Source organism: Glutamicibacter sp. BW77, from assembly GCF_002332285.1.
Lineage (GTDB): Bacteria > Actinomycetota > Actinomycetes > Actinomycetales > Micrococcaceae > Glutamicibacter > Glutamicibacter bergerei.
In genome coordinates this window covers 12,877-36,608 of record NZ_NRGT01000073.1, presented here as the reverse complement: position 1 = coordinate 36,608, position 23,732 = coordinate 12,877, and the positions used below count along the sequence as shown (strand labels likewise).

General features: G+C 59.8%; 20 protein-coding genes and 1 riboswitch. Of the genes, 8 read left to right on the top strand and 12 right to left on the bottom strand.

The features are described from left to right. The first annotated feature begins 116 nt into the window (after nucleotides 1–116). The gene (locus tag CIK74_RS12510) at nucleotides 117–1,517 is read left to right on the top strand and encodes an MFS transporter (protein ID WP_096256540.1); all 1,401 of its coding nucleotides are present in this window, start codon (nucleotides 117–119) and stop codon (nucleotides 1,515–1,517) included. A 206-nt stretch (nucleotides 1,518–1,723) separates the two neighbouring features. Here CIK74_RS12510 and CIK74_RS12505 read toward each other — a convergent pair whose 3' ends face one another. Next, complete coding sequence (locus CIK74_RS12505; protein WP_096256539.1) at nucleotides 1,724–2,608, bottom strand: bifunctional methylenetetrahydrofolate dehydrogenase/methenyltetrahydrofolate cyclohydrolase; 885 nt, start codon at nucleotides 2,606–2,608, stop codon at nucleotides 1,724–1,726. Nucleotides 2,609–2,935: 327 nt separating this feature from the next. Between CIK74_RS12505 and CIK74_RS12500 the strand changes: the two genes are divergently transcribed. From CIK74_RS12500 to CIK74_RS12485, 4 genes are all read left to right on the top strand, one after another. After that, a complete protein-coding gene (locus CIK74_RS12500; RefSeq protein WP_308422399.1) occupies nucleotides 2,936–4,054 on the top strand; it encodes an NAD(P)-binding domain-containing protein in 1,119 nt (372 codons plus the stop codon). A gap of 50 nt (nucleotides 4,055–4,104) precedes the next feature. Continuing rightward, entirely contained in the window at nucleotides 4,105–4,950 is an 846-nt protein-coding gene (purU, locus tag CIK74_RS12495; RefSeq protein WP_096256538.1) for a formyltetrahydrofolate deformylase, read from the top strand. Nucleotides 4,951–5,028: 78 nt separating this feature from the next. Next, nucleotides 5,029–5,550 carry a gamma carbonic anhydrase family protein gene (locus CIK74_RS12490; protein ID WP_096256537.1) on the top strand — a complete coding sequence of 174 codons (522 nt, stop codon included), beginning with the start codon at nucleotides 5,029–5,031 and terminating at the stop codon, nucleotides 5,548–5,550. 45 nt (nucleotides 5,551–5,595) lie between these two features. After that, nucleotides 5,596–6,654 carry a Gfo/Idh/MocA family oxidoreductase gene (locus CIK74_RS12485; RefSeq protein WP_096256536.1) on the top strand — a complete coding sequence of 353 codons (1,059 nt, stop codon included), beginning with the start codon at nucleotides 5,596–5,598 and terminating at the stop codon, nucleotides 6,652–6,654. Between the two features lie 80 nt (nucleotides 6,655–6,734). Here the strand turns inward: CIK74_RS12485 and CIK74_RS12480 are convergent, their stop codons facing one another. The 5 genes from CIK74_RS12480 to CIK74_RS12455 all read right to left on the bottom strand — a co-directional run bounded on the left by CIK74_RS12480 (nucleotide 6,735) and on the right by CIK74_RS12455 (nucleotide 13,569). Beyond that, the gene (locus CIK74_RS12480; RefSeq protein ID WP_096256535.1) at nucleotides 6,735–7,739 is read right to left on the bottom strand and encodes a bile acid:sodium symporter family protein; all 1,005 of its coding nucleotides are present in this window, start codon (nucleotides 7,737–7,739) and stop codon (nucleotides 6,735–6,737) included. A gap of 183 nt (nucleotides 7,740–7,922) precedes the next feature. Further along, the gene (locus tag CIK74_RS12470; RefSeq protein WP_096256774.1) at nucleotides 7,923–9,656 is read right to left on the bottom strand and encodes an HNH endonuclease signature motif containing protein; all 1,734 of its coding nucleotides are present in this window, start codon (nucleotides 9,654–9,656) and stop codon (nucleotides 7,923–7,925) included. 59 nt (nucleotides 9,657–9,715) lie between these two features. Then, nucleotides 9,716–10,915, bottom strand: a complete 1,200-nt coding sequence (locus tag CIK74_RS12465) for a cystathionine gamma-synthase (RefSeq protein ID WP_096256533.1) — start codon at nucleotides 10,913–10,915, stop codon at nucleotides 9,716–9,718. Next, the gene (locus CIK74_RS12460; RefSeq protein WP_096256532.1) at nucleotides 10,915–12,216 is read right to left on the bottom strand and encodes an aminotransferase class I/II-fold pyridoxal phosphate-dependent enzyme; all 1,302 of its coding nucleotides are present in this window, start codon (nucleotides 12,214–12,216) and stop codon (nucleotides 10,915–10,917) included. The genes CIK74_RS12465 and CIK74_RS12460 overlap by 1 nt, the downstream gene beginning before the upstream one ends. Before the next feature lie 88 nt (nucleotides 12,217–12,304). Further along, nucleotides 12,305–12,395, bottom strand: a riboswitch (SAM riboswitch). Nucleotides 12,396–12,627: 232 nt separating this feature from the next. Next, on the bottom strand, nucleotides 12,628–13,569 hold the full coding sequence (locus tag CIK74_RS12455) for a LysR family transcriptional regulator (RefSeq protein ID WP_096256531.1): 942 nt from the start codon (nucleotides 13,567–13,569) through the stop codon (nucleotides 12,628–12,630). Between the two features lie 122 nt (nucleotides 13,570–13,691). On the opposite strand from CIK74_RS12455, the gene CIK74_RS12450 reads away from it, so the two are divergent. The 3 genes from CIK74_RS12450 (at nucleotide 13,692) to CIK74_RS19075 (ending at nucleotide 16,119) form a co-directional block, all read left to right on the top strand. After that, entirely contained in the window at nucleotides 13,692–14,684 is a 993-nt protein-coding gene (locus tag CIK74_RS12450) for a DUF1852 domain-containing protein (protein ID WP_096256530.1), read from the top strand. Nucleotides 14,685–14,715: 31 nt separating this feature from the next. After that, nucleotides 14,716–15,756 (top strand): methionine synthase, encoded by a 1,041-nt coding sequence (locus tag CIK74_RS12445; protein ID WP_096256529.1) that lies wholly within the window; start codon nucleotides 14,716–14,718, stop codon nucleotides 15,754–15,756. Nucleotides 15,757–15,972: 216 nt separating this feature from the next. Beyond that, on the top strand, nucleotides 15,973–16,119 hold the full coding sequence (locus CIK74_RS19075) for a hypothetical protein (protein WP_240520537.1): 147 nt from the start codon (nucleotides 15,973–15,975) through the stop codon (nucleotides 16,117–16,119). Between the two features lie 365 nt (nucleotides 16,120–16,484). On the opposite strand, the gene CIK74_RS12435 is transcribed toward CIK74_RS19075, so the two are convergent. The 6 genes from CIK74_RS12435 to CIK74_RS18545 form a co-directional block, all read right to left on the bottom strand. After that, nucleotides 16,485–18,590, bottom strand: coding sequence for a hypothetical protein (locus CIK74_RS12435; RefSeq protein WP_096256528.1), 2,106 nt, complete (start codon nucleotides 18,588–18,590; stop codon nucleotides 16,485–16,487). A gap of 555 nt (nucleotides 18,591–19,145) precedes the next feature. Further along, nucleotides 19,146–19,958: an AAA family ATPase gene (locus tag CIK74_RS12425; protein WP_096256526.1), complete on the bottom strand. Its 813-nt coding sequence runs from the start codon at nucleotides 19,956–19,958 to the stop codon at nucleotides 19,146–19,148. Then, nucleotides 19,958–21,466, bottom strand: coding sequence for a Mu transposase C-terminal domain-containing protein (locus CIK74_RS12420; RefSeq protein ID WP_226910932.1), 1,509 nt, complete (start codon nucleotides 21,464–21,466; stop codon nucleotides 19,958–19,960). Before CIK74_RS12420 ends, CIK74_RS12425 begins: the two co-directional genes overlap by 1 nt. Before the next feature lie 6 nt (nucleotides 21,467–21,472). After that, the gene (locus CIK74_RS12415) at nucleotides 21,473–22,066 is read right to left on the bottom strand and encodes a recombinase family protein (protein ID WP_096256525.1); all 594 of its coding nucleotides are present in this window, start codon (nucleotides 22,064–22,066) and stop codon (nucleotides 21,473–21,475) included. A gap of 299 nt (nucleotides 22,067–22,365) precedes the next feature. Further along, entirely contained in the window at nucleotides 22,366–22,827 is a 462-nt protein-coding gene (locus tag CIK74_RS12410; RefSeq protein ID WP_096256524.1) for a hypothetical protein, read from the bottom strand. Next, entirely contained in the window at nucleotides 22,815–23,255 is a 441-nt protein-coding gene (locus tag CIK74_RS18545; protein WP_141392948.1) for a hypothetical protein, read from the bottom strand. Before CIK74_RS18545 ends, CIK74_RS12410 begins: the two co-directional genes overlap by 13 nt. Nucleotides 23,256–23,732 lie beyond the last annotated feature (477 nt).

Genomic DNA, 23,732 nt, shown 5'->3' with positions numbered 1-23,732 from the left:
CTTGTTCTGCAGATCTTTGAAGTTTACCTTAGGTTTGTGCGGTGCAACACTTGGTAGTGACTTACAACTCACGCAGTAACGGCCATGGGGTCCGCTACGGCTCAGCGAGGAGCATCATGGGTACCACCGCAGCATCAGCAGGACGGAGCGCCAAGTCCAATCAACGGCGCGTCGCCTTCGCCACCATCATCGGCACCACCGTTGAATGGTACGACTTCTTCATCTACGCGACCGCCGCCGGCCTGGTCTTCAGCCACCTGTTCTTTGAACCGGCAGGCAAGGACATCGCGCTACTGATCTCCTTCGCTTCGGTGGGCTTGTCCTTCCTCTTCCGCCCGCTGGGCGCGTTCCTCGCCGGGCACTATGGCGACAAGATCGGCCGCCGCGCCATGCTGGTCCTGACACTGAGCCTGATGGGAGCGGCCACGATGCTCATCGGCGTGCTGCCAACCTATGAGACCGCCGGCATCTGGGCGCCAATCCTGTTGTTGCTGCTGCGCATCGTGCAGGGCATCTCCGCGGGCGGCGAATGGGGCGGCGCGGTACTGATGGCCGTGGAACACGCGCCGGATACGCATCGCGGACGTGCCGGCTCCTACCCGCAGATCGGTGTGCCGCTGGGCATGCTGCTCGCCTCGGGCACCATGGCGCTGATGACCGGCGTCATCTCCCCGGGCGAAGAATTTGTGCAGTGGGGCTGGCGCGTACCGTTCCTGGCCTCGATCGTACTGATCGCTATTGGCTACTTTGTGCGCCGTGCCGTTGATGAGTCCCCGGTCTTTGAGGAAATCGCCGAGCAGAAGGCACAGACCAAGGTCCCGGTCGTGGAACTGTTCCGCAAGCACTGGCGTCTGGTTCTGGTGGCCGCGCTGGTCTTCGCTGGCAACAACGCTGCCGGCTACATGACTACCGGTGGGTTCTTCCAGTCCTACACCACCGACCCCGACGGCCCGATCGGGCTGGAGCGTACCGACGTGCTGCTCGCGGTGGTCTTCGGCGCAACGATCTGGTTAATCTTCACGATGGTCGCCGGCGTGCTGGCGGACCTACTGGGCCGCGTGCGTACCTACCAGTTAGGGTTCGTGATCCTCGGGCTCTCGCTCTTCCCAGTCTTTGCGCTGGTCAACTCCGGTTCACTGGGTCTGCTCTATCTGGCCTTCGGAATCTTCGGCATCGGATTAGGCCTGACCTACGGCGCACAGTCCGCGCTCTACTCCGAGATGTTCCCCGCCTCGGTGCGCTTCTCCGGGGTGTCGATCTCCTACGCGATCGGCGCAATCGTCGGCGGTGCCTTCGCCCCAACCATCGCTCAGGCGCTGGTTCAGGCCACCGGCGGCACCAATGCGGTGGCCGTGTACCTGCTGATCGTCGTGGTCATCTCGCTGACCGCGGTCAGCCTGATCCGCGATCGCCAGGGCATCGATCTGTCCTTCCGCAACCAGGCAGAGCAGGAAGTTGGTGCGCTGATCTTTGACAAGCGCACCGCGGAACCAGCGAAGAAGCTGGCCAATCACTAGGCAGCACCGCTAACAACGCCCCGGCAAGAACTTTCGGTTCTTGCCGGGGCTTCGCTGTGCCCGGAGCACGAATAGGGATCTGCGCATTCCTCTTGGATCCGCGTCAGCTAGCCGGTGCACTTGAGGTTAAGCGAGCGGCCCGTGGGGCCATCTTCGCCGCGGCGCAGATGGCCCCACGGGCCGCTTGGTTGTGCTGTGCGTTGAACCTAGTTGGAGGTTTTGACGGCGTTGGCGGCGTTGCGTTCGGCGGCTTCAACCACGTTGTTCAGCAGCATCGCGCGGGTCATCGGACCCACGCCGCCCGGGTTCGGCGAAATCCAGCTGGCGACCTCGGCAACCGCCGGATCCACGTCGCCGGTGACCTTGCCATCCACGCGGGAGACTCCCACGTCGAGCACGATCGCCCCGGCCTTGACGTCCTGCGGCTTGATGATGTGCGGCACCCCGGCGGCGGCGATGATCACGTCGGCCCGGGCCAGCAGCTCGGGCAGGTTGGTGGTTCCGGTGTGCGCCAAGGTGACCGTCGCGTTGATCTCGCGGCGGGTGAGCAACAACCCGACCGGACGGCCGATGGTCACGCCGCGGCCGAGCACCAAAACGTGCTTGCCGGCCAGTTCGATGCCGTGGCGTTCGAGCAGCTCCACGCAGCCCAGCGGGGTGCAGGGAAGCGGTGAGGTCATCGGGCGGTTCACGTTCGCGACCAGGCGGCCCAGGTTCATCGGGTGCAGCCCGTCCGCGTCCTTGGCCGGGTCCATCGCCTCCAGGATGACGTCCTGGTCGATGTGCTTGGGCAGCGGCAGCTGCACGATGTAGCCGGTGCAGTCAGGGTTTTCGTTGAGCTGGCGCACCTGGGCGAGCAGCTCATCCTGGGTGGTATCTTCGGGCAGATCCACGCGGATCGACTCGATGCCGACCTGCGCGCAGTCCTTGTGCTTGCCGCCGACGTACCACTTCGATCCCGGGTCCTCGCCCACCAGAATGGTGCCCAATCCGGTGGTGTGGCCCTGCTCCTTGAGCTTGGCCACGCGCTGGGTCAACTCGGCCTTGATGGTTGCCGCGGTGGCCTTGCCATCGAGAATACGTGCGCTCATGCTGTTCCTTCCGGTGGCGTCCCGCGGTGACTGCGGGACTCACGATGCTGATCGGTACAAGACCCAGGCGCGCGGTCCGTATTCACAATGGTTGATCGCTCCCCGGTGGTATTCCACCCAACGCCAGTCACGATACTTACGCGCTTAAGTCTAACGAACTTCACCGGCCGCGCGCAGGTGGATGACGGAGGAAAAATGTGATCTGCCCGGTGCCGCGCGGGTGAGCCAAACCCGTGGTGTTTCCGCTCACCCGCGGAATGCCCGGCGCGCTGAGCGTGTTGCACCAGATAACAGGACAGCGAGTACCCCGCGAAGAGAGAAGACCGCGTGATCTACCAGAGCATCGTGATCGGCGCAGGTCAAGCAGGTCTTTCAGCCGCCTACCAGTTGCAACGGCGCGATCTGGTGTCCGGAAAAGATTTTTTGGTGCTCGACGCGAACGCGCACCCCGGCGGCGCCTGGCAGCACCGTTGGGACAGCCTCACGCTCGGCGCGGCACACCATATCCACCCGCTGCCAGATTTCCCCTTCGAGCATCAAGACCCCACTCGTCCTGCCTCCGAAGTGGTGTCCGCCTACTATGCGGACTTTGAAAAGCAGATGGGTCTGGCCGTACGGCACGGCGCGGCGGTGCGATCGCTGAGCCACGACGGTTCGGTCTTCACCGTGGAGCTCACCACCGGGGAAACCCTTGACGCGCTCACCATCATCAATGCGACCGGCACCTGGACCAACCCGTTCTGGCCCGTCTACCCCGGGATACAAAATTTCGCCGGCCCCCAGGTACACACCGCAACCTATGCCGCGCCGGAACAATTTGCCGGCCAACGTGTGCTGGTGGTCGGCGGCGGCGCGAGCGCCACCCAGTTCATCGTGCAACTTCGAGCCGCCGGAATCGACACGCTGTGGTCCACCCGGCGCGCCCCAGATTGGCGCGAGGTGGGCAATGACCCCGAATGGGGTGTGGCGGTGGAACGCGAAGTTAACGAACGCACCCGCGCCGGGCTGCCACCCAAATCGGTGGTCGGCACCACCGGGCTGATCCTGTCCGATTCGATGAAGACCGGCATCAACTCCGGAGCGTTGGTTTCGCGCGGGCAAATCAGCTGCCTCGGTGCCCAGTCGGTGCGTTTTGCCGACGGCACGCAGGAAAAAATCGACGCGATCCTCTGGGCCACCGGCTTCCGGCACGCCCACCGGCACCTGCGCGGGCTGAAACTACACACCAAAGACGGCGGAATCCGGGTGCTGGAAGACTCGGTCAGCGCCGCCGACGTGCCGGGATTGTATTTTGTCGGCTACGGGGCCTCGGCCTCCACCATTGGCGCCACCCGCGCGGGGCGCAAGGCAGCCCTCGCGGCGGTGCGCCGGTTACGCACCGTAGCCGCCACCGCGCACTCATCGGGCCCGGAATCCACGGACCGGCGCGAGACGGCGAGCGCGTAAGGAAAGTTAAGGATTCGGTGCTGGGGCCTTGCGGAGGTTAACCTCGAACCATGAGCAACCAGTACATCGTGACCCTATCCTGCCTCGACCAACCGGGCATCGTGCATGCAATTTCCGGCGGATTGCTGGGCGCTGGTTGCAATATCACCGAATCCCAGCAGTATGAATCCCCCGATTCGCGCACCTTTTTCATGCGCATCGAGGTGGCCACCGAACAGTCACTCATGCAGGTGCGTGCCGCGCTAGCGCCCATCCGTGAACAATTTGTGATGTCGCTGCGGGTGGACGACGCCGCCAAACGCACCCGCACCATGATCATGTGCTCCAAGGCCGGGCATGCGCTCAACGATCTGCTCTTCGCCCAGCGTGCCGGGAATCTGGCCATCGAGGTGCCGGTGATCGTCTCCAACCACCTGGATCTGAAGCCGATGGCCGACTTCTACGGGGTGGACTTTGTGCACCTGCCGGTGACCGCGGCGAATAAGTCGCAGGCCGAGGCGGAGCTGCTGGCCCTGGCCGATGAGTACAACATCGAACTGGTGGTGCTCGCACGCTACATGCAGATCCTCTCCGACGCGTTGTGCGAGCGGATGAGTGGGCGAGTGATCAACATCCACCACTCCTTCCTGCCCTCCTTCAAAGGGGCGAAGCCGTACCACCAGGCTCATGCCCGCGGGGTGAAGCTGATCGGCGCGACCGCGCACTATGTGACCGCGGATCTCGACGAGGGCCCGATCATCGATCAGGAGGTCACCTCCGTCACCCACGCACGCACACCGGCGCAGCTGGTGAACTTGGGGCGCAGCGTCGAGGGGCGCACGCTGACCCGAGCGGTGCAGTGGCATGCCGAGCACCGGGTGATGCTTGACGGGCAGCGCACCATCGTCTTTTCCTAGGCTTTACGGTGGCACGCGGTATTGCACACCGGGCCGGATCAATTCGCTGCAGTGCACACTGGCGATAGGATGGGTGCCATGGCTCACATAATTACCATTGACGGCGCCACCCCTACCGTGGGCGCCGAAGTTTTCCTTGCCCCTACCGCGACGCTCAGCGCCGACGTAACATTTGGCGACCGCGCCAGCGCCTTCTACGGCGTCTCGGTGCGCGGTGATTCGGCGCCGATCCGGGTGGGCTCGGGCACAAACCTTCAAGACAACGTGGTGCTGCACGCGGACAAGGGATTTCCCTGCACCATCGGCACCGGGGTCTCCGTCGGGCACAGCGCGGTGGTTCACGGGGCTACCGTGGGCGATGGCTGCCTGGTCGGAATGAGCGCCACCATCATGAACGGTGCGGTCATCGGCGAAAAGTCGCTGGTAGCGGCCGGGGCGCTGGTGCTCGAAGGCACCCAGGTGCCGCCACGCTCGCTGGTGGCCGGTGTGCCGGCGAAGGTCCGCCGCGAACTGAGCGATGAGGAAGTTCGCAGCCTCAACGTCAACGCCGAGCACTACCTGGTGCTCGCCGCCAAGCATTTGGCCGCGAACGCCTCCTAGCCCATCCCGGCCTCTTCCCCGCTAGCCAAAGGATCGTATCCTCCCGTGAAGTCCCATATCCTTACCCCGCCCGTCGCCCAGCCGGGCGCAGCACCATCGCAGGCCGCGACCGGACGAACGCTGAATTGGGGCGTGGTGGCCACCGGGCGGATCGTCGCCAAGGTCCTGGGCGACCTGCAAGCCCTGGAGGATGCAAACGTGTGCGCGGTATCCTCCCGCGACGTGGTTAAGGCACGCGCCTTCGCCGACGAGCACGGCATCGAACGCGCCTACGGTTCCTACCAGGAGCTTTTGGCCGATGCCCAGCTGGACGCCGTTTACATTGCGACCCCGCATGGGCAGCACTTCGAGATCGCGATGGCCGCGTTGGCCGCCGGCAAGCATGTGGTCTGCGAGAAGTCGCTGACCATCAACGCCGCCGAGGCGCGCACCCTTGTTAACTTCGCCGGCGAACGCTCGCTGTTCCTCATGGAGGCACTCTGGGCGCGGTTCACCCCCGCTTTCGCCCGGGCACTGGCGATTATCGAATCCGGGGAACTGGGCGAGATCAGCTGGGTACAAGCGGACCTCGGATTCCTTGCTCAATACGATCCGGCCTGGCGTCTCTTTGACCCGAAGGCCGGCGGAGGGGCGCTATTGGATTTAGCGGTGTACCCGTTGACTTGGGCCGTCGGTGCGCTAGGATTCCCGGATTCGGTGCAGGCGGTAGCGCAGCTCAACGCAGACGGGGTGGATACTCAAACCGCGATCAACCTGGGGTACGCAGCCGGTGGGCACGCGCAACTCATGGTGACGCTGACCGGCAATGCACCCCAGCAGGCGCGGGTGGTCGGTTCGGCCGGATGGCTGGCGACCAACACGCCGCTGCATAACGCCAGTCAACTGATCGTTCACCCCACCGACGGGCCGGCACGCGTGGAAGAGTTCGAGGCGGTAGGCGAGAACTACGGGTACGAGTTCCGTGAGGCGACCCGCTGCATTCAGCAGGGACTCACCGCGTCCCCCACCATGCCGTGGGAGCACTCGGTGAAAACCATGGAACTCTTCGATACGATCCGCGCATCGGTGGGGGTCCGCTACCCGAACGATCTGCTCACCCACTAAACCACCACGTTTTAAACCGCGCAGCGCCGGCCCCAGAATTTCTGGGGCCGGCGCTGCGTGCATGGTGCGCAGGGGCTTGGTTACTTCACCGTTTGCGCCTCCGCGGCCGCACGTTGAGCATTCTTTGCGCTGCTGCGACGCCAGTACGCTGCGATCAGCGCGCCGGACAGGTTGTGCCAGACGGAGAACACGGCGCCGGGAAGGGCAGCCTCGGGGGTGAAGAACTGCTTGGCCAGACCGGAGGCCAGACCAGAATTCTGCATCCCCACCTCGACGGCCATGGTGCGGCGGCTGGCGATCGGCTGCTTGAAGAGTTTTGCGGTGCCGTAGCCCAGCGCGATGCCGCCGGCGTTGTGCAGGATGACCGCCAGCAGGATCAGCAGGCCGGCACTGAAAATCGCCGCCGAGCTGCCGGCGACCACGATGACCACCACAAACGTGATCGCGATGACCGAAACCCATGGAAGGGCCGGCAGCACCGCGTTGACCAGACGCGGAATGATCGCACGCAGCACCAGTCCGAGCACTACCGGGATCAGGACGATCTGCACGATGGACAGTGCCATGGTGCCGGCGTCCACCGGCAGGTACTGTCCGGCCAGCCACAAGGTGAGCAGCGGGGTGAAGATCGGGGCGAGCAGGGTGGAGATCGAGGTCATCGTTACCGACAGTGCGACGTCGCCCTTGGCGAGGTAGGTGACGACGTTTGATGCCGTGCCGCCCGGGGCGCAGCCGACCAGGATCACGCCGGCGGCCAGTGCTGGTGGCAATTGCAGCAACATCGCGATGCCCAGGCCCAGCAGCGGCATGATGACGTACTGGGCGATGACGCCCAGGACCACCGGCAGCGGCTTGCGCACTACCAGGGCGAAGTCCGGCCAGGTCAGCGTGAGTCCCATGCCGAACATGATGACCATCAGCAACGGATTGATCAGCTTGGAGAAGCCGGTGAAGGTTTCGGGGGTGAGTAGTGCGATGGCTCCGCCGGCGAGAACCAGCAGCGGGAAGAGGGTGACGGCAACCTTGGCGTTGCGTTCCTCGCCGGCCGACTCGGGTGCGGAGTGAACAGGAAGATCAGAAGACATGAACTCATCTTGGCAAAACGATCACCCTCGCGCCAATTATGACGACAAAACGATCAAGATTCGCACGCTCAACATGATTACGCCGCATGATTTTCCGGACGCGGCCACCGGGCATTGTCTGGAGGCCGGGAGCGCCGGGTGGCAAGGGCCGCGCAGCTTTGGCGGTTCGAGGCGATTCGTTGCTTAGGGGTCGACTATTTCTACATCGAGCTTCCCTGCACGCCACAACCTGGTCATGGAATCGGCCAATGCGTTAGCCTCCAGCGCCTCATCGGGTGTCAGGAAAAACGTGTTCACCCGCAAGCGCTGCTCCGGATCCAGCTCCTTAGACAGCAACACCATCGGACGGCATCCTGGAATTTTTACCGCGTGGAACAAGCCACAGTGCCGTTCAATATGATGCACCGGACAGCCCAGATCCGAGGAGCAGATGTCGGTATTGCCGCCTTTCTCCCACGCATCCAAATGATCCAGCTCGCACCGTTCGGCAGGCATACTGCACCCCGGATATGAACAACCCCGATAGGCGGCACGGATCGCACGACCCTGCGCCTTGGAATATAACCGTTGTGTCCGGCCCAAATCCAAGGGAAGACTCTTGCCGTTGAGCACCACTGGATACACTCCGGCGTTGCATAACGCCGCGCGCGTCTCGCCCACCGATAAGGCAAAGCCGGAGGAAGTCACCGCGAAATCCTTGCCGCGTTCGAGCATCTTCTCGTAGTCAATGATGATGCTCACCTGCGGGGTGGCCAACCCGGGTTGTTTACCTGGCGAACCCCCTGAACCTGTGCGATCGATCATCAGCAGCGCCATGAACCCGATCAGATGTCTCCGCTCGGGGCTCAGATTTTCCCATGGTGCGTCCATTTGCTCAGGGCGCGGTGTGCGGGCCGCCGGTTCTGCGGTCGGTTCGTTGTTGACCTGCCCTGCGGGCTGCTCGTCAGGTTCCTCGGCGGTGGATGAAAGAAGTTCCCCGTCGCCGGCTTCCTCCGACTGTGTGGCGTCGGCTCGCGCCCAGTCGGGCATGGAACTGACATCGTCCCATTGACTGGCTGGTTCTCCGGTTAGCTCAGAATCCAGCTCCCGGAGCGCGTCGCGATTCCCCGCGATCGTCTTCGGGTTGTTTAGCTGCTGCCGGAACGCCTCGATGACCGCGGCCTGCGCGGGCAGTACGCGAAGTAGATATTCCACTAGTCCGTTGCGGGTGCCGACTTTGAAAAAACCGATTTCCGCAAGCAGCGCCTCCATTTCACGGGTTCCAGACTTGACCTCCGCCACCAGATCCGACAGATGCTTCCGCGCGGTCTCCGGCTCGTTTTTGATGAAGTGAACCGCGTCGGCCTGTAATTTTGTCTTCGCCGCTTCGCGCACGTGGTCCTGGCCTAAGTCATTACGCACGGCATGGATCTTCTTTGAGGCGGCCACGACCAGCCGCGGGTCCGTGTTCGCGTCGGTAAACTGCTTGGCGAGTTCAGGCAGCCATGGTGCGGTGAGTTGGCCGGCATCGTTGACCCCGGCGATCAGGCAATCGGCCTGCACCAAGCGATCCCGTGCGGTAGACAACGGGATACCCAACCAGCCATGCAAGAGGTCCGCGGTGTGCCTAAAGTGTGTGCGTCCGCTGGTGGTGCGCCCCACGGTGGCGTCCACATCCTGCGCGGTGGGTTTCGGGCCCGCGTCGCTGATCGTTTGGAGAGACTCTTGGTCGAGTTTGTGTGCACCGGTGCGGCGTGCCGCTTCGGCGGCGTGAATCTGTGCGCGGGTGAGCTGTTGCCCGAGGTGTTCGGTGAGCATCGCAAAGTAGGCGGCGTGCCCAGCGGGAAGATCTGGCTGGGCGAGCGCTGCCGTGGCGGAGGCGACCAAGCTGGCTGCCTCCGCCAGCTGCCTCAAGGCTGCGTTCATGGATGCTGTCATGAACACAGCATGGTGCCTTCGCGCAATGTTGGGGTTGTGCTGCTGACGAATGTGGATAACTAGGCGGAAGCCATGGCGGGGCGTGGGACGTTCATGACAGCGGAGCGTGCGGCGGCCAGCCCGGCGGTGAGATCGTTGATGAGGTCCTCCGGTTCCTCGATGCCCACCGAAAGGCGGACCAGGTTGGCCGGGATTTCCAGCTCGGTGCCGATCAGTGAGGCGTGGGTCATTTCGCGCGGGTAGCAGACCAGGGATTCGACGCCGCCCAGAGAGACCGAGAGCTGGAAGTACTCCATGGATTCGGCGAAGGCGCGGGCCGCTGCTTCATTGGTGAGTTGCAGCGAGACGATGCCTCCAAAACCACGCTGCTGGCGCTTGGCCAGCTCGTGGCCGGGGTGGCTTTCCAGCCCCGGGTAGTAGACCCGGGTGACCTCGGGCTGCGCATCGAGCCAGCGGGCCAGCTTGTCCGCCGAAGCGCAGTGGCGTTCCATGCGCAGGCCCAAGGTCTTCAAGCCGCGGGCTGCCAGGTAGGAATCCTGCGGTCCGGCCACCGCGCCGCCGGCGAACTGCTGGTAGCCGACGGCTTCGGACAGCGTTTGGCCACGGAAATGGTGATCGGCCACGATGACGGCCCCGCCGAGCACATCGGAGTGCCCGCCGATGTACTTGGTGGTGGAATGGACCACCGCGTGGGCGCCGAAATCCAGCGGCCGCTGCAGGTACGGGGTGGCGAAGGTGTTGTCCACCACCAGCAGGGCGCCGTGCTCGCGGGCGATGGCTGCCCAGCCGGCCAGGTCGGCGATGCCCAGCAGCGGGTTGGACGGGGTCTCCACCCAGAGCAGCGCGGTGTTCGGGCGCACCGCGGCGCGCACCGAATCCAGGCTGGTGATGTCCACCGCGGAAGAGGTGATCCCCCATTTGCCGTGCAGCTTGGAGATCAGCCGGTTGGTGCCGCCGTAGCCGTCGGCGCCCAGGATGATGTGGTCGCCCGGTTCCAGCACTGCGCGCAGCAGCGCGTCTTCGGCGGCGATGCCCGAGGCGAAGGCGAATCCGGCGGTCCCGCCTTCCAGTGCGGTGAGCTGCTCTTGGAATCCGTCGCGGGTGGGGTTCGAGCCGCGGGAGTATTCATGCCCGGAACGCAGCACGTTGATGCCGTCCTGGATGAAGGTGCTGGTCTGGTAGATCGGGGGCACGACCGCCCCGGTGTGCGGATCCTTGTGCTGGCCGGCGTGCACGGCGAGGGTGTTGAAGCCAGTCATCATGCTCCTTGGGTTTGTGGGGCCAGGGCCTGGTCCAATGCCAGATCCAGTGCCTGGGTGAGGTCGGCGAGCAGGTCGGCGGGGTCTTCCAGACCGACCGACAGGCGCAGGGTGGAGGTGTTCAGGCCGGCGTCGGCCAGCTGCTGCTCCGAGAGCCGGCAGTGCGTCATGGTCGCCGGGTGGGAGACCATGGTGCGGGTGTCCCCCACATTCGCGGCCAGGGAAATCAGCTTGAGCCCATCGATTACCGGGGAAACCAGGGCCGGGTGGGCCAGCTCGATGGCCAGCACGCAGCCGGTGCCCTTGGGCGTGATCTTCTTGGCCAGCTCGTGGCTCGGGTGGCCGGGCAGCGCAGGGTGGTGGATGGCGGCAATGCCCGGATACTCGGCAAGCGCGTCGATCAGCCTGGTGACGCTGCGCTGCACGTGGGCGGCGCGCACCGGCAGCGTCTCGATGCCTGCAAGGATGCCCTGGGCGCTGGCCGGGGCCAGGGTCGGGCCCAGATCGTGCAGGAACTTGGAACGCACCAGCATTGCGTAGGCGGCCGGTCCGTGGCGCTCAAGCAGCGAGGTGTTGTTCAGCCGCACCCGCGGGGCGGCGATCTGCGGCCAGCGGGCGGCATCGGAGAAGTCGAATTTCCCCGAGTCCACCACTACCCCGCCGAGCACCGAGCCGTGACCGGCCAGGCCCTTGGTGGCCGAGTGCACCACGATGTCGGCACCGAGTTCCAGAGGCCGAATATTCAGCGGGGTGGCCAGGGTGTTGTCGACCACCACCGGGATGTTGTGCTCGTGGGCGATCGCCGCGATGGCGGGCAGATCGGCCACGGTGCACAGCGGGTTGGAGACGGACTCCAAGAAGAACGCCCGGGTGTCCGACTCAATGGCAGCGGCCCAGGCGGACGGGTCGGCCTGGTCGACAAAGCTGATGCGGATGCCGAAGTCGGCGAAGGTGTCGGTGAACAGGTCCACGGTGCCGCCGTACAGCGAGGAAGAGGCCACAATGTGCTTGGGTCCCTGGGTCAGGGCCAGCAGGGACAAGGCCACGGCTGCCTGCCCGGTGGCGGTGGCCACCGCGTGGGCCCCGCCTTCCAGGGCGGCCACGCGCTGTTCGAGAATCGAAACGGTGGGGTTGCCGGTGCGCGAGTAGGTGAAGCCGGCCTGGCGCAGGGCGAACTTCTCGATCGCTTCGGCATGCGATGCGAATTGGTAGGCTGCGGAATTGTGCAGCGGCGGCAGCATCGGGCGGAAGTCTCCGCTCGGGCGGTACCCTGCGTGCACCGCGTCGGTTTCCTGGCTCATGGCTCCTCCTCGATTATCTGCGAGGGAGTGCACCGATTGGCATCGTGCGGCGGCACGAAGCACAGTACGCAAAAACGCGTTCGGAACTGCTCCATCGTTCCTGGCATTAGCACCTTTCGGTTTCCCGATGGTTGCTGCGACGTCAACGAGCCAGATCTCTTAGTCGCTCTTGATGGTTTGTTGTTCCTCCATGGTTGGCCATGGGACGCAAACGGTGCAAGCGGTATCGGGCGGCCGGCTTCATACAAGGCCGCCAGGCTTCATATGACTTCTCGTTGTCATGATGACGAGGTGGCCGGCAGCACTTTATGACGCGACCTTTTGAGATGAATCGGCGTGATGTAGAGGTTTTGTTGGAAGTTTGTGACGATGTGCCGGTGCTCGATGACCGGGGGTTACGCTGCTGGCGGCTCAGCCAAGCACTTCTACCCCGAAGCTGGCGACCACCGTTCGCACTTCTTGCAGGTAGCGCTGGGCCTGGTCGGTGAGCGGAATGGCAGCGTGATCAATCCAGCCGATCTCGATGCGCTCCTCGATCGCTAGCGGGATGGCCACGATGGAGGGGTCCAGCTCGTCGCTGATGATGCCGGTGGAGATCGTGTACCCGCCCAAGCCGATCATGAGGTTGAAGATGGTGGCGCGGTCCGAGACCTGGATTTCGCGTTGGCTGGAGCGCGTGGAGAGCACCTCCTCGGCGAAGTAGAAGGAATTATTCGCGCCCTGGTCGAAGGTCAGCCGGGGCAGGTCTTCGAGGTCTTCGAGCGTGACCTGGGTTCGGGTGGCCAGCGGGTTGCTGCGCGAGATGAAAATGTGCGGATCGGCCAGGAACAGCGGGTGGAATACCAGCCGGGACTCGCGCAGCAGCTTGTCGATGACCTTCCGGTTGAAGTCGTTGCGGTACAGGATCCCGATGTCGCTGCGCAGGGTGCGCACGTCCTCGATGATCTGTTCGGTGCGCGTCTCGCGGAGCGAAAACTGGTATTCCTCGGCCCCGCTGGCCTGCACCATCCGAACAAAAGCATCCACCGAAAAGGAGTAGTGCTGGGTGGAGACGCCCAGCAGCCGCCGGGCCGAGGGGCGACCGAGATAGCGATGCTCGAGAAGCTCCACTTGCTCGAGCACCTGCCGGGCGTAGCCGAGGAATTCTGCGCCTTCGGCGGTGAGCGTTACTCCCCTGGCCGAGCGCATCAGCAAGGTGCGCCCGACTCGTGATTCAAGCTCTTTCATCGCTGAGGACATGCTGGGCTGTGCGACGTAAATGAGGTCGGCCGCCGCGGAGATGGACCCCTCGGAGGCGACCGCCACGAAATAACGAAGTTGCTGCAGCGTCAATCCATTTGTTCCCTGAACCATAGCCAGAGTCTATATCAATCCATAGTTATATCGAGTTACCCGATATCAAGAATCACCCTGCATGATTGACGCAACGACTTCCCCTCGGCCTGCCCAGGCCTCCCAAATACAGATTGGCCATCATGGCAGACGCATTAAATTTCAGCATTAACACCACTAAATTCGACGAGAATTACTCCCCTTCGACAAATTCGCGCACCACCACGAACTTCGCCAATTTGGCGCGTGGAGAGCGCCGCGAAGAGAACCTGCGCAATGCCCTGACGATGATCAACCGCCGGTTCAATTCCTTGGCTCACTGGGACAATCCCCAGGGCGACCGCTATTCTCTTGAACTGGAAATCATTTCCGCAAATGTGCATTTTTCTGCCGATAATACCGACCAGCAATTTCCTCTTTTAGAAGTGCTTGAAACCACGATCGTGGATAAACTCACCGGCACTCGAACCCAGGGAATAGTCGGCAATAATTTTTCTTCTTATGTCCGCGATTACGACTTCAGCGTGGTGCTTCCAGCTTCGTGTAATGACAGCGGAGCCCCGGTGCTTCCGGAAGATTTTGGCGATCTCCATGGGCAGCTCTTCCAGCATTTCTTGAACTCACAGGCGTACCGTGAGCGTTTTGCCCAGTTGCCGGTGGTCTGCATCAGCGTCTCGACTTCCAAAACCTATTTCCGCACCGGCAACAGCCATCCAGTGCTCGGTTTGGAATACCAACAGGATGAGAATTCATTGACCGACGCCTACTTCGGAAAAATGGGCTTGAGCGTGCGCTACTTCATGCCACCAGGTGCCGTGGCACCGCTGGCGTTCTACTTCCGTGGCGACCTGCTCAACGACTACACCAATCTGCAGCTGATCAGCCTGATCAGCACCATGGAGACATTCCAGAAGATCTACCGCCCCGAGATCTACAACGCCAATTCGGCAGCGCCTGCTGTGTACCACCCGAGTCTCGGCGCCCAGGACTTCTCCCCTACCCGCGTTTTTTATGACCGCGAAGAGCGAACCCAATTGGGCAAGATCCAAGGCAAGTTCACCGAAGAGCATTTCATCACCCCGAATCGCCAATTGCTCGAATCCTGGGCTGCCAACTGCGCAGTCCCCACCGCCTAATCAATTATCTTAGGAATCCGAAGGACCAATTATGACCAATTCCCTGCTTCCCACCTCTATCGTCGGCTCCCTGCCCAAGCCTTCATGGCTTTCTGAAACCGAGACCCTCTGGTCCCCGTGGAAGCTCGAAGGCGCAGAACTCATCGAGGGCAAGCAGGACGCGATGCGCGCCGCGGTCCTGGAGCAGACCCGCCGCGGCATCGACATCATTTCCGATGGCGAGCAGACCCGCCAGCACTTCGTCACCACCTTCATCGAGCACCTCTCAGGCGTTGATTTCGAAAACAACCAGACCGTGCTGATCCGTGACCGCTATGAGGCAAATGTGCCCAGCGTGGTCGGCGCAGTGGAGCGCAAGGCTCCGGTGTTCGTAGAGGATGCGAAGTTCCTGCGCACGCTAACCGACCGCCAGATCAAGTGGACCCTGCCCGGTCCGATGACCATGGTGGACACCTTGCATGACGGCTACTACGGCAGCCGCGAGAAGCTGGCCTGGGAGTTCGCTGCCATCCTGAACCAGGAAGCCAAGGAGTTGGAAGCCGCTGGGGTGAATGTCATCCAGTTTGACGAGCCGGCGTTCAATGTCTTCTTCGACGAGGTAGCCGACTGGGGCGTGGCCGCTCTGGAACGCGCCTGCGAAGGATTGAAGGCTGAGACCGTGGCGCATATTTGTTTTGGCTACGGCATCAAGGCGAACAATGATTGGAAAGCAACCCTGGGCACCCAGTGGCGTCACTACGAGAAGTCATTCCCGCTGCTGCAGCGCTCGTCCATTGACACCATTTCGTTGGAATCCCACCACTCGAATGTCCCGCTGGAGGTCGTGGAGCTGGTGCGCGGCAAGCGGGTTATGCTCGGCGCAATCGATGTGGCAAACCAGCATGTTGAAACCCCTGAAGAAGTGGCTGAGACACTGCGTAAGGCACTGGAATATGTGGATGCAGACAAGCTGATCCCGAGTACCAACTGCGGCATGGCACCGTTCCCCCGCGATGTTGCACTGTCCAAGCTCAGCGCGCTGAGTACCGGGGCCGCGGTACTGCGAGAGGAGCTCGTCGGCGCTCGCGTTTAATACCGCAGTGGCGGCGCCGCCACTGCCCGCGGAAGACTTCAAGGCGCTCTTCCGCGGGCACCCGGCGACATCGCACTGACTACCGCTGATGCAGGCCAGGGCCCGGTGACACTAACCGGGTCATCGGTGGCATCGGTGAGCGCGCAGCTTCCGCTGCTGTTGTTCTCTGTTTCCGCGTAGTCCTCGGCCGCCGGGGTACTTGCCCAGGCGGCGACGGTGGTTGCACATTTTCTGGATGCCCAGGACGGAGTGGCGAAGCTCGGCGCAACCAGCGTCATCGACCGCTTTGTTCAGGACCAGACCTGGACCCGATTGAGCGCGAACGAATCGGTGTTCGACCACGTGCACGCGTGGCTGCGCTGACAGATCGTCGAACGGATTCAGGCTGGAGACTCCACGGTGATCATCGCCCGCGCCTTGCAGTCGCGCATCCAACGCGATGCGCAGCTAGGCGAACACAGAGACGCGCTGGTCCTCCTCAACCGAACCTGACACCACGTGGGCCCATGCCGTGCGCTGGTGGGTTTCCGAACCATCATGAAAAACTGGCCTAATAGTCATTGGCAGCTCCGGTACCGACTTGCACGATTGATGGTTGGCCTCTCATCACCAAGATCATGACCCATCACACTGCTGACCCGCATCGTGTCATCATTCGGAATTGCCTGCTCCCGGTGGTACGGAAATTTTCAAGTCAAGTTAGACTATGGCGCAATTTCTAAAAGTATTTAGCAATCTATGAAGTCCGAGAAAATACGGTTTAAGTTGGACATGTCTTTTGGCTCTATTTCGATCAGGCGGATGCCATGCTTCATGGCAAGCTGTCTCTTCCGATTGATTTTCTGGTCGTATTGTTCCTGACCTTTCAGGCCCCAAGCTTCGACGAAAACATTGTTGGCAATTAACCAGTCTCCGCGGAGGCCTGTCGTATTTAATGCTTCATCAAATGGATAAAATGGCTCGACCGTGTGGCTGATACCGTTTAGGTATAGGAAGTTGTCGATTTTTCGTTCAATGTCTGAGCGGCAGGCGTGTCCGTCTACGGCTAAGCCGAAGTTGCCAAAGTTGTTTTTAGACTTGCTCATCTGATCCATAGGAGCGTCAGCCAGGCGTAGCCATTCATCCCAGCCTCGCCAGACATTTCCAGTATCACTTATAAGACCGTTTCTGGGAATCATAAATCGCAGAAGCATCTGTCGGTCAACGATTTTCGGCTCGGTGGCGGTAATTGTGCTTAGATCATTTTGTGTGGGTAGCCGGCCAGAGAACTCTTCGCTGATTAAGGACATCAAAGCGAAGGCGGCTCTTTGCGTGTTTCGCCCTTGCAATCCGTCGTCTACCCATATGCCACGAGAGGCCCTTGTACAGCACAGCGAACAGTATGAAAGCTCTCCAATGCTCAACGCAGAATTTGAACAGATGCGGCATTGGCCTTGACCGTCGGGGATTCGTAGGAAGAGATTTTGGAATCGCGCATAGCCCCACTCGTCGATTTCCACACCATTTTCGCCTGTAAACATCTCGAGCTGCTGATGGTCACATGGCATTTGAGACTCTGCAGAGGAATAGAGCCCGAGGAGCTTTTGTTCGACATCGTCAAAGGTATGTAGCACCAACGGTGTAACCCCAACAACTCGGAATGAGTTCCAACTGTTATTTTGCTCCTGGGAAGCAGGAACCATAATTGTGGTGACACCATTTGGGAATTCATAACTAACGTCGACGGACACGACTTTGAGCCCATGTCTTGCAACTACTTCAATCACCCACGCTTCGTACGTCAACGACGCAAGCCTCAAATGTTGAATCGTTGAGTCATACTCACCGATTAGACGGATTTCAGATCGTGATGAATTGACGACTGCAAAGACCTCATACAGCCCTCCACCCTCAGCAGTGATGCGTATGTCTGCGTATTGAGGAACTCGTAAATCGCACGCTGGTTTATTGAGATCGATTCCCTGCCTGTTGGCAGCTTCCGAAACGGCAAGCCTCGTTCGTTCGTCTTTAAGACAGAGCACTTTATCGCTACTGACCATTCCAATTTCACTTCGTCCGCTCTTGACACGGATTTTAAAGCGTCGTGAATTATGTACAGGAACGAAAGTGATGTTCTCAGGATTTATTGGCTCAGAATTCCTTCCCAACCAATACTCAGTTATCGAGGCCGCTGCAGAGCTATGTTGTCGCAGGCGTTCGTTAGCTGGCGAACCAGGGTCTTCAATAGCTCGCTGTATTCGAAGCGCATGGTACTGGCGCAGTGCCTCCCCAAGATCACAATTTTCAGCAGCTCCCCTGAAAATCTCTTCTACCGAAAAAGCCAGTTCCTCCCCACTAGGCAACGCTATATAACTAGACATATATTCGGCGCCTATTTCTAAGCAATGCTTTTCAGAAATTGGTGATTCGATCCATTTCTTTCGTAGTTCATGGCTCGAAAGGAAATCACTATAATTCCTGACCTGCTTCTGATCGTACCTGCTGAATGTGTGCACCAACTTCACCTCAATGTAGAAAAAAACGTCCAGAAGTCGTTTGAGGGAATCTCGGTATTTCCAAAGGTCGCGTTCGAAAAGATACCCAATATGTCGACTGGAATCTGGACCACCAAATTCAAGAGGTAGCAGAACTTCGATCGCCTCGTTATTGAAATCGTTGTCAATCCGACGGGAGAGTAATGCTCTTGACTCGAGCTTGTAAGGTACCTTCATTTTTCCCTTGATGCCTTGGATGGCTCGTTGAACTTCTGGTTTCAATCGGTCACCATCGCCATGCCATCCAGCAAAATTTAGTGTTCCATTGTCGAACTTCTTCAAATCGACTAACTCAAACATGGCGGCACCTATTTTCTATCGCTTTGCTCGGATCGACACTCATCTATAGTAATTCCCAACAATTATAGTGAACTTCCCGAGCGATACCGGCTCTTAAAACTTAAGCGTGGTGCAGAATGCTCAACAGGGCCGTAGCCCCGCCGTATATAACTGTGAGCATCGAGGTGGCTGGTCTGGGACTAGCTGGCAGGATAGGAACCAGCCGCCCCACCCCTGGATGTGGCTCAGCCTGTTGCATCATGTCAATACCTCCGGGAACTCTGATACGTTGCGTCAGATGAAAACCTCCGGGAAACAGGATTCTCATTGTGAGGCCTTTCTCGCCTGCCGGGCCGAGGACCCGGACTTGGATATCGACAATCGCTCCAGGTTGCCGGTCAGCCCCAAGATCTGCTGCGACAACGCCATGACCCGGATCTTCTTGAACTGAAATGGCTTAATTCTCAGCCGAAGTGGCCTACTTTTAAGCGCTTTAATGGTCTACAAAAACTTGACGAAACACACTTGTGACTGTTAGCTTGATTTGGCGGTTTTCGCGCAGATACTCATGGCGGTTCAACTGATTCCGATAACGAGCGTGGAACGCGCAGCTTCAACAACGTCATCGGTAATAGTGTCCAGCTCATTGATCTTCAGGACCCGCTGCATCTGTGTGAAGAGCCGATCAATCAGCCGGAAATTACCGCGCGTGATGCGCGCGATCGCCGCGACAGCTTGCGTATCGGTGAAGTCCTCCAAATCCATGGTTTTGCCGAGGGCACGCCACTTTCGTTGCAGGACGAAATGCAGTTCATCCTGCGCAAGCGGACGGTATTCGTGGGCGAAGCCGACACGGCTATAGAGCTGAGGATATCGGCTGAACTGCTTTTCTATGCCGGGCATCCCAATCAGCATCAGAGCGATATTGTTCCTGTCATACCTATCTCGCAGCACTTCCAAGGCAGTGGCGTTGAGTCGTTCCGACTCGTCGACGATGATCAGCTCCACATGCTTGTCTTGATTCATCGGACCGTTCGTGACGCCTAGGGTATCAAGATGTTGGTGAATGCAGATCGAGGTCCGATTAGTGATCAGTGAGAGCTCTTCTTTGATTTGCTTAGGAGTTGTCAGAACCCCTGGGGTGAAGAAGACGGTTCGCGTTTTGGCTAGATCCTTATAGATTTGGAGGTCGCTGTCCTCCCGGCGACCCCATTCCTCTACTAACGCCGCGGCTTTCGGGCTCCAGTTGGCATAGCGTTTAGCCGAGAGGGTTTTGCCGATTCCAGCTTGTCCGTAGCAGATCCCGATGGTCCGCTGCCTGCGCACCGCATTGGCGAACTCAGTGAAGCGGCGGTGCTCCTTTGTTGCGATAAATGTTGAGGGTGCCATTATTCGTCCTCTGCGTAGGTGCGCAACTTCGTTTTCTTAGTTGGGTGGGCCGCCGGATCAGGTTGGGTTGGCTCCGTTGGTGGTTGTCCGGCCGGTAGAAATTCTGCGACGGTGGCTATTCGTTCTTTGATTTGTCCGCGCAACTGACGCTTGCGTGCGGAGCGTGCCTTCTGGATGTCCTTGAACGTCACGGTGGCTCGTTCATGCGTGGGATCCACGGCTTTGCAGATGTGCTGGCCCCGGTGAAAGACCTGGATCTCGGCAACGTCCCGAGGGTCGTAGCGAAGAATGACGGATTCTCCGACGTAGGCGGCCAGCAACGGGGAAATGTAGCGTAGGCCTTGGAAGTGCACGCCATCGCGGTGGACGATTCTTGGTTTGGCGACCGTGAGCAGCAGCAGGTTCAGTTCATCGATGGTTTCAGGCAGACGCGGTAACCAGCCGTTGCCCTGCCACGCTTTTTGAGGCGTTTCCTTGATCTCTTGATGCTCACGCTGGTGATAGTTCTGCCCAATGAACTCTTCTAGCGCCGTGTCCAGTTCACCGATGGACAGCCCCGGCTTAGGATTGGGCACGCTGTGCAGGTAGCCAGGCAACCGGGCTAAGAGCTCGGTATTGAGGGTGCCGAAGAATCGCTCAATCTTTCCTCTGCCCTGCGGCCGGGCCACCGTGGAGAAAATGATTTCGAAGTGCAGGTCTCTGGCGGCCTGCGCTAAGTGGTGGCTCGTGAAATCGGTTCCGTGGTCTACATAGAGCACATCAGGGATTCCGCACATCGGCCAATAAGCTGTCTTTTTGGGCCAGATCGCCTCACGCAACGCCAATGCCGTATTCAAGGATGAGGGGGCGCCGGTGAAGATCATGTACCCGCAGAGGGCTCGCGAGTAATCATCCATGATCGTGGTGAGCCACGGGCGGACCGGCTGGTGGCTAGCGTCAAAAACCAGGATGTCGAGCTCGGTATGATCGGCCTGCCACACCGCGTTCGGGCGTTCGGCGCGGCGGCGCCAGACCAGTTCATATTTATCTCGGTACGCCGCCGTACCTTGCTGCGCCAGCGTCATCATCCCCGGATCTATCTCGCCGACAATCGAGCGGATGGTGGAGTAGGAAACCGGTGCCCACCCTTGGTGGAGCGCTACCTTGTTGACTTGTTCGTGGATGGCTGCCGTGGTCCTGGGCGGTTTAGCTAAGGCGAGGCCTTCGACCAGGTTCACGAATTCGCTGGGCATCCGGCGTCCACGTTTGCCAGGTGCCACCGGTTCCAGACCAGGCTTCCCGTGGAGCTTGAAGCTCTGGTGCCATCGTTGCAGTGTCCTCAGGCCGATATGGTGTTCCCCTGCCAGAACCGTCAGCGGCACTCCGTCTTCGACGTGTTGCCGCAGCATTTCCCAACGTGCTGTTGCCTTAGCCAGGTAGTCACGAGGAGTTCCTGCTTTCTCGGTACTGCTGTCATTCTGGTCTCGCCCCAGCGGTGCGTCCCTGCGCGTTTCGCTTCGCCGGGACATGGCCGATCACAAGCTCTTGGAAGAGGCGGGCTCTTGGCCCAAGTGGCGGTAGAACGTTGCGCGGCTCCAGCCAACCAGGCGTGCTGCGTCTTCGGCGGTGCGTCCCCTGGCGCGGGCATCTTTGGCGATCGCGAGCTTGTCGGCAATCACTGCCGGGTCAGAGGCCGGCCGGCCGAAACGGGTTCCGGATTGCCGGGCGGCGGCAATGCCGGCGTTGACTCGTTCCACGATCAATTCGCGCTCGTATTCGGCCAACGAGGCAAGCATGTTCAGCATCATCCGACCGGTCGAGGTGGCCGGGTCGATGCCATCGGAAATGGAGCGGACATTAATCCCGCGCTCCCGCAAAAGGTTCACGGTATTCAAGACATCGATCAGGGAGCGGCCCAGCCGGTCAACCCGCCACACCACGACGGTGTCGCCGGCTTCGGCATAGTCCAGCAGATTCTTCATTCCGGGCCGCTCGATCGCGCTGCGGCTGCCGGAAGTCACGTCGGCGAACACGTCGCGCTTCTGCACCCCTGAAGCAACCAGGGCATCGAGCTGCAAGGCCGCGTCTTGGCTCAAAGTGCTCACGCGCGTGTATCCCAAATGTCTCACCTGCCCAGTGTGGCTCAAAAACCCCTGCACGGCAAGCAGGTAAGACGTTTTACGTTGGGACGACTTTATAAGACGGTTGGACTCCTTGCCGTTCCGGAATATTGAGACGGCATGGCCGGGCTGAGGAGAGTGTCTCAATAATCTTTAGTTTGTTGAGACAACGCGGATAGGGTCAAGCAGGCATCTAAACCGATACCATCTCCTGCAACGTGGCAAGCAACATGAAGAGGGGCCGCACCTGGTAGGTGCGGCCCCGTCATGTCTGGCAACTTCAGGTATTGGCGTAGGGTGCTGGACACTTATTCCAAAAGCTCTCCGACGCCACGAAGGTTTATTTCACCGAGGGTAACGATGTGCAGGTATTGATCCGGTGCTTGCTGTTCAGCGGCGCCCCGACTGCAATATAGAGCCGTGGGCTGTGGATTCTCCATGATCCCGAAGATTGGATTCCCATCGGCGTCCTCATCGTACGATGACAAAGTAGTATGCGTCAGATACAAAACGCAGCCATCTACCAGGTCTATGCTTTCGGCACCCTGCACCTTACGAGCTTCCCAGCTGACTTTAGTGTCTAGATACTTTTCCTGAATCGCAAAGCATTCACGTTCACTGGCCACGATCGCAATTATTGGCTCTATGTATTCAAGATCTGGAAATGGGCTGGGTTGTTTCCCATAGACGACGTAGACCATCTGATCTTCTGAATATTTCGAGCCCAGGCGAATCTTGATTTTTGTCAGGATACTGCTTAGAGACGGCATGGAACCCCCTTCTGTACAGGAGCGTAGGCATCAGCATAGTAAGTCTTGCCTTTGTAGACAATAGATCCGAGAGTACGGCCTGACCATGTGGTTTTTTTCGCAGATTTGCATGACAGTGCGTGATTTGTCTGCGTGAAGACAACAGGATAGTAAGTGCCGTTATATTTATCGCCCTTTATCTTTTGGGCTGGCTGGCTAATATCCGGGCCACCTCGAACATGACAATCCCATTGCTGCGCCATGGTTGCTTTAGCCTCAACAGACGTGTTCAGCACGTCAACATTCGTATCGGAAGAAACTTTCGACAAATTTAAGAGCGCTTTGTGGGAAGAATCAGGAGCTTCTAAGGCCACAGCAGCATTTGCGTTGCCAATCAGCAGGGCGGCTATCGATAAAGCCGCGAGACCTTTTAGACTTTTCTTTGACAAGATTTCACCAGAACCAAAATAGGCAATTTTATGGACAAAATAATGAAACCAGAAGACAAGCGATTTTTCATAGTTGTGTCGCTCATCGTTGCGGGCTTAGTTTTACTTGCCTTCATCATTGGAGCGTCCGGAATTCTCTCGTACATTTTTGACCCCGAACCAGAAACTGACCTTCTGTTCATGCTGGTTCGGTAGGAATTGAAGGCCTACTAGCACTCAGTGCTTCTGTGCGACACGCTCAAACAGAAATCGAATTTTCTTCGGTGCGAGTTCGACCCTTCCCCAATAGATCCGGGGATGTCTGCTAGGGAACTAGTCAAGGCGCTTAAAAAGGTGATGCCCAACCCCGGCAAGGGTCAGGCATCATTATTTTTGAACAAAAAATTCAATTTAAGAGTACCTTGAGACCGGCAAGACTGCGAAGGTACACGCTCCAGCATGTCGAAGCTTAACATGAGCGTCAAGGCCACCGGCTAG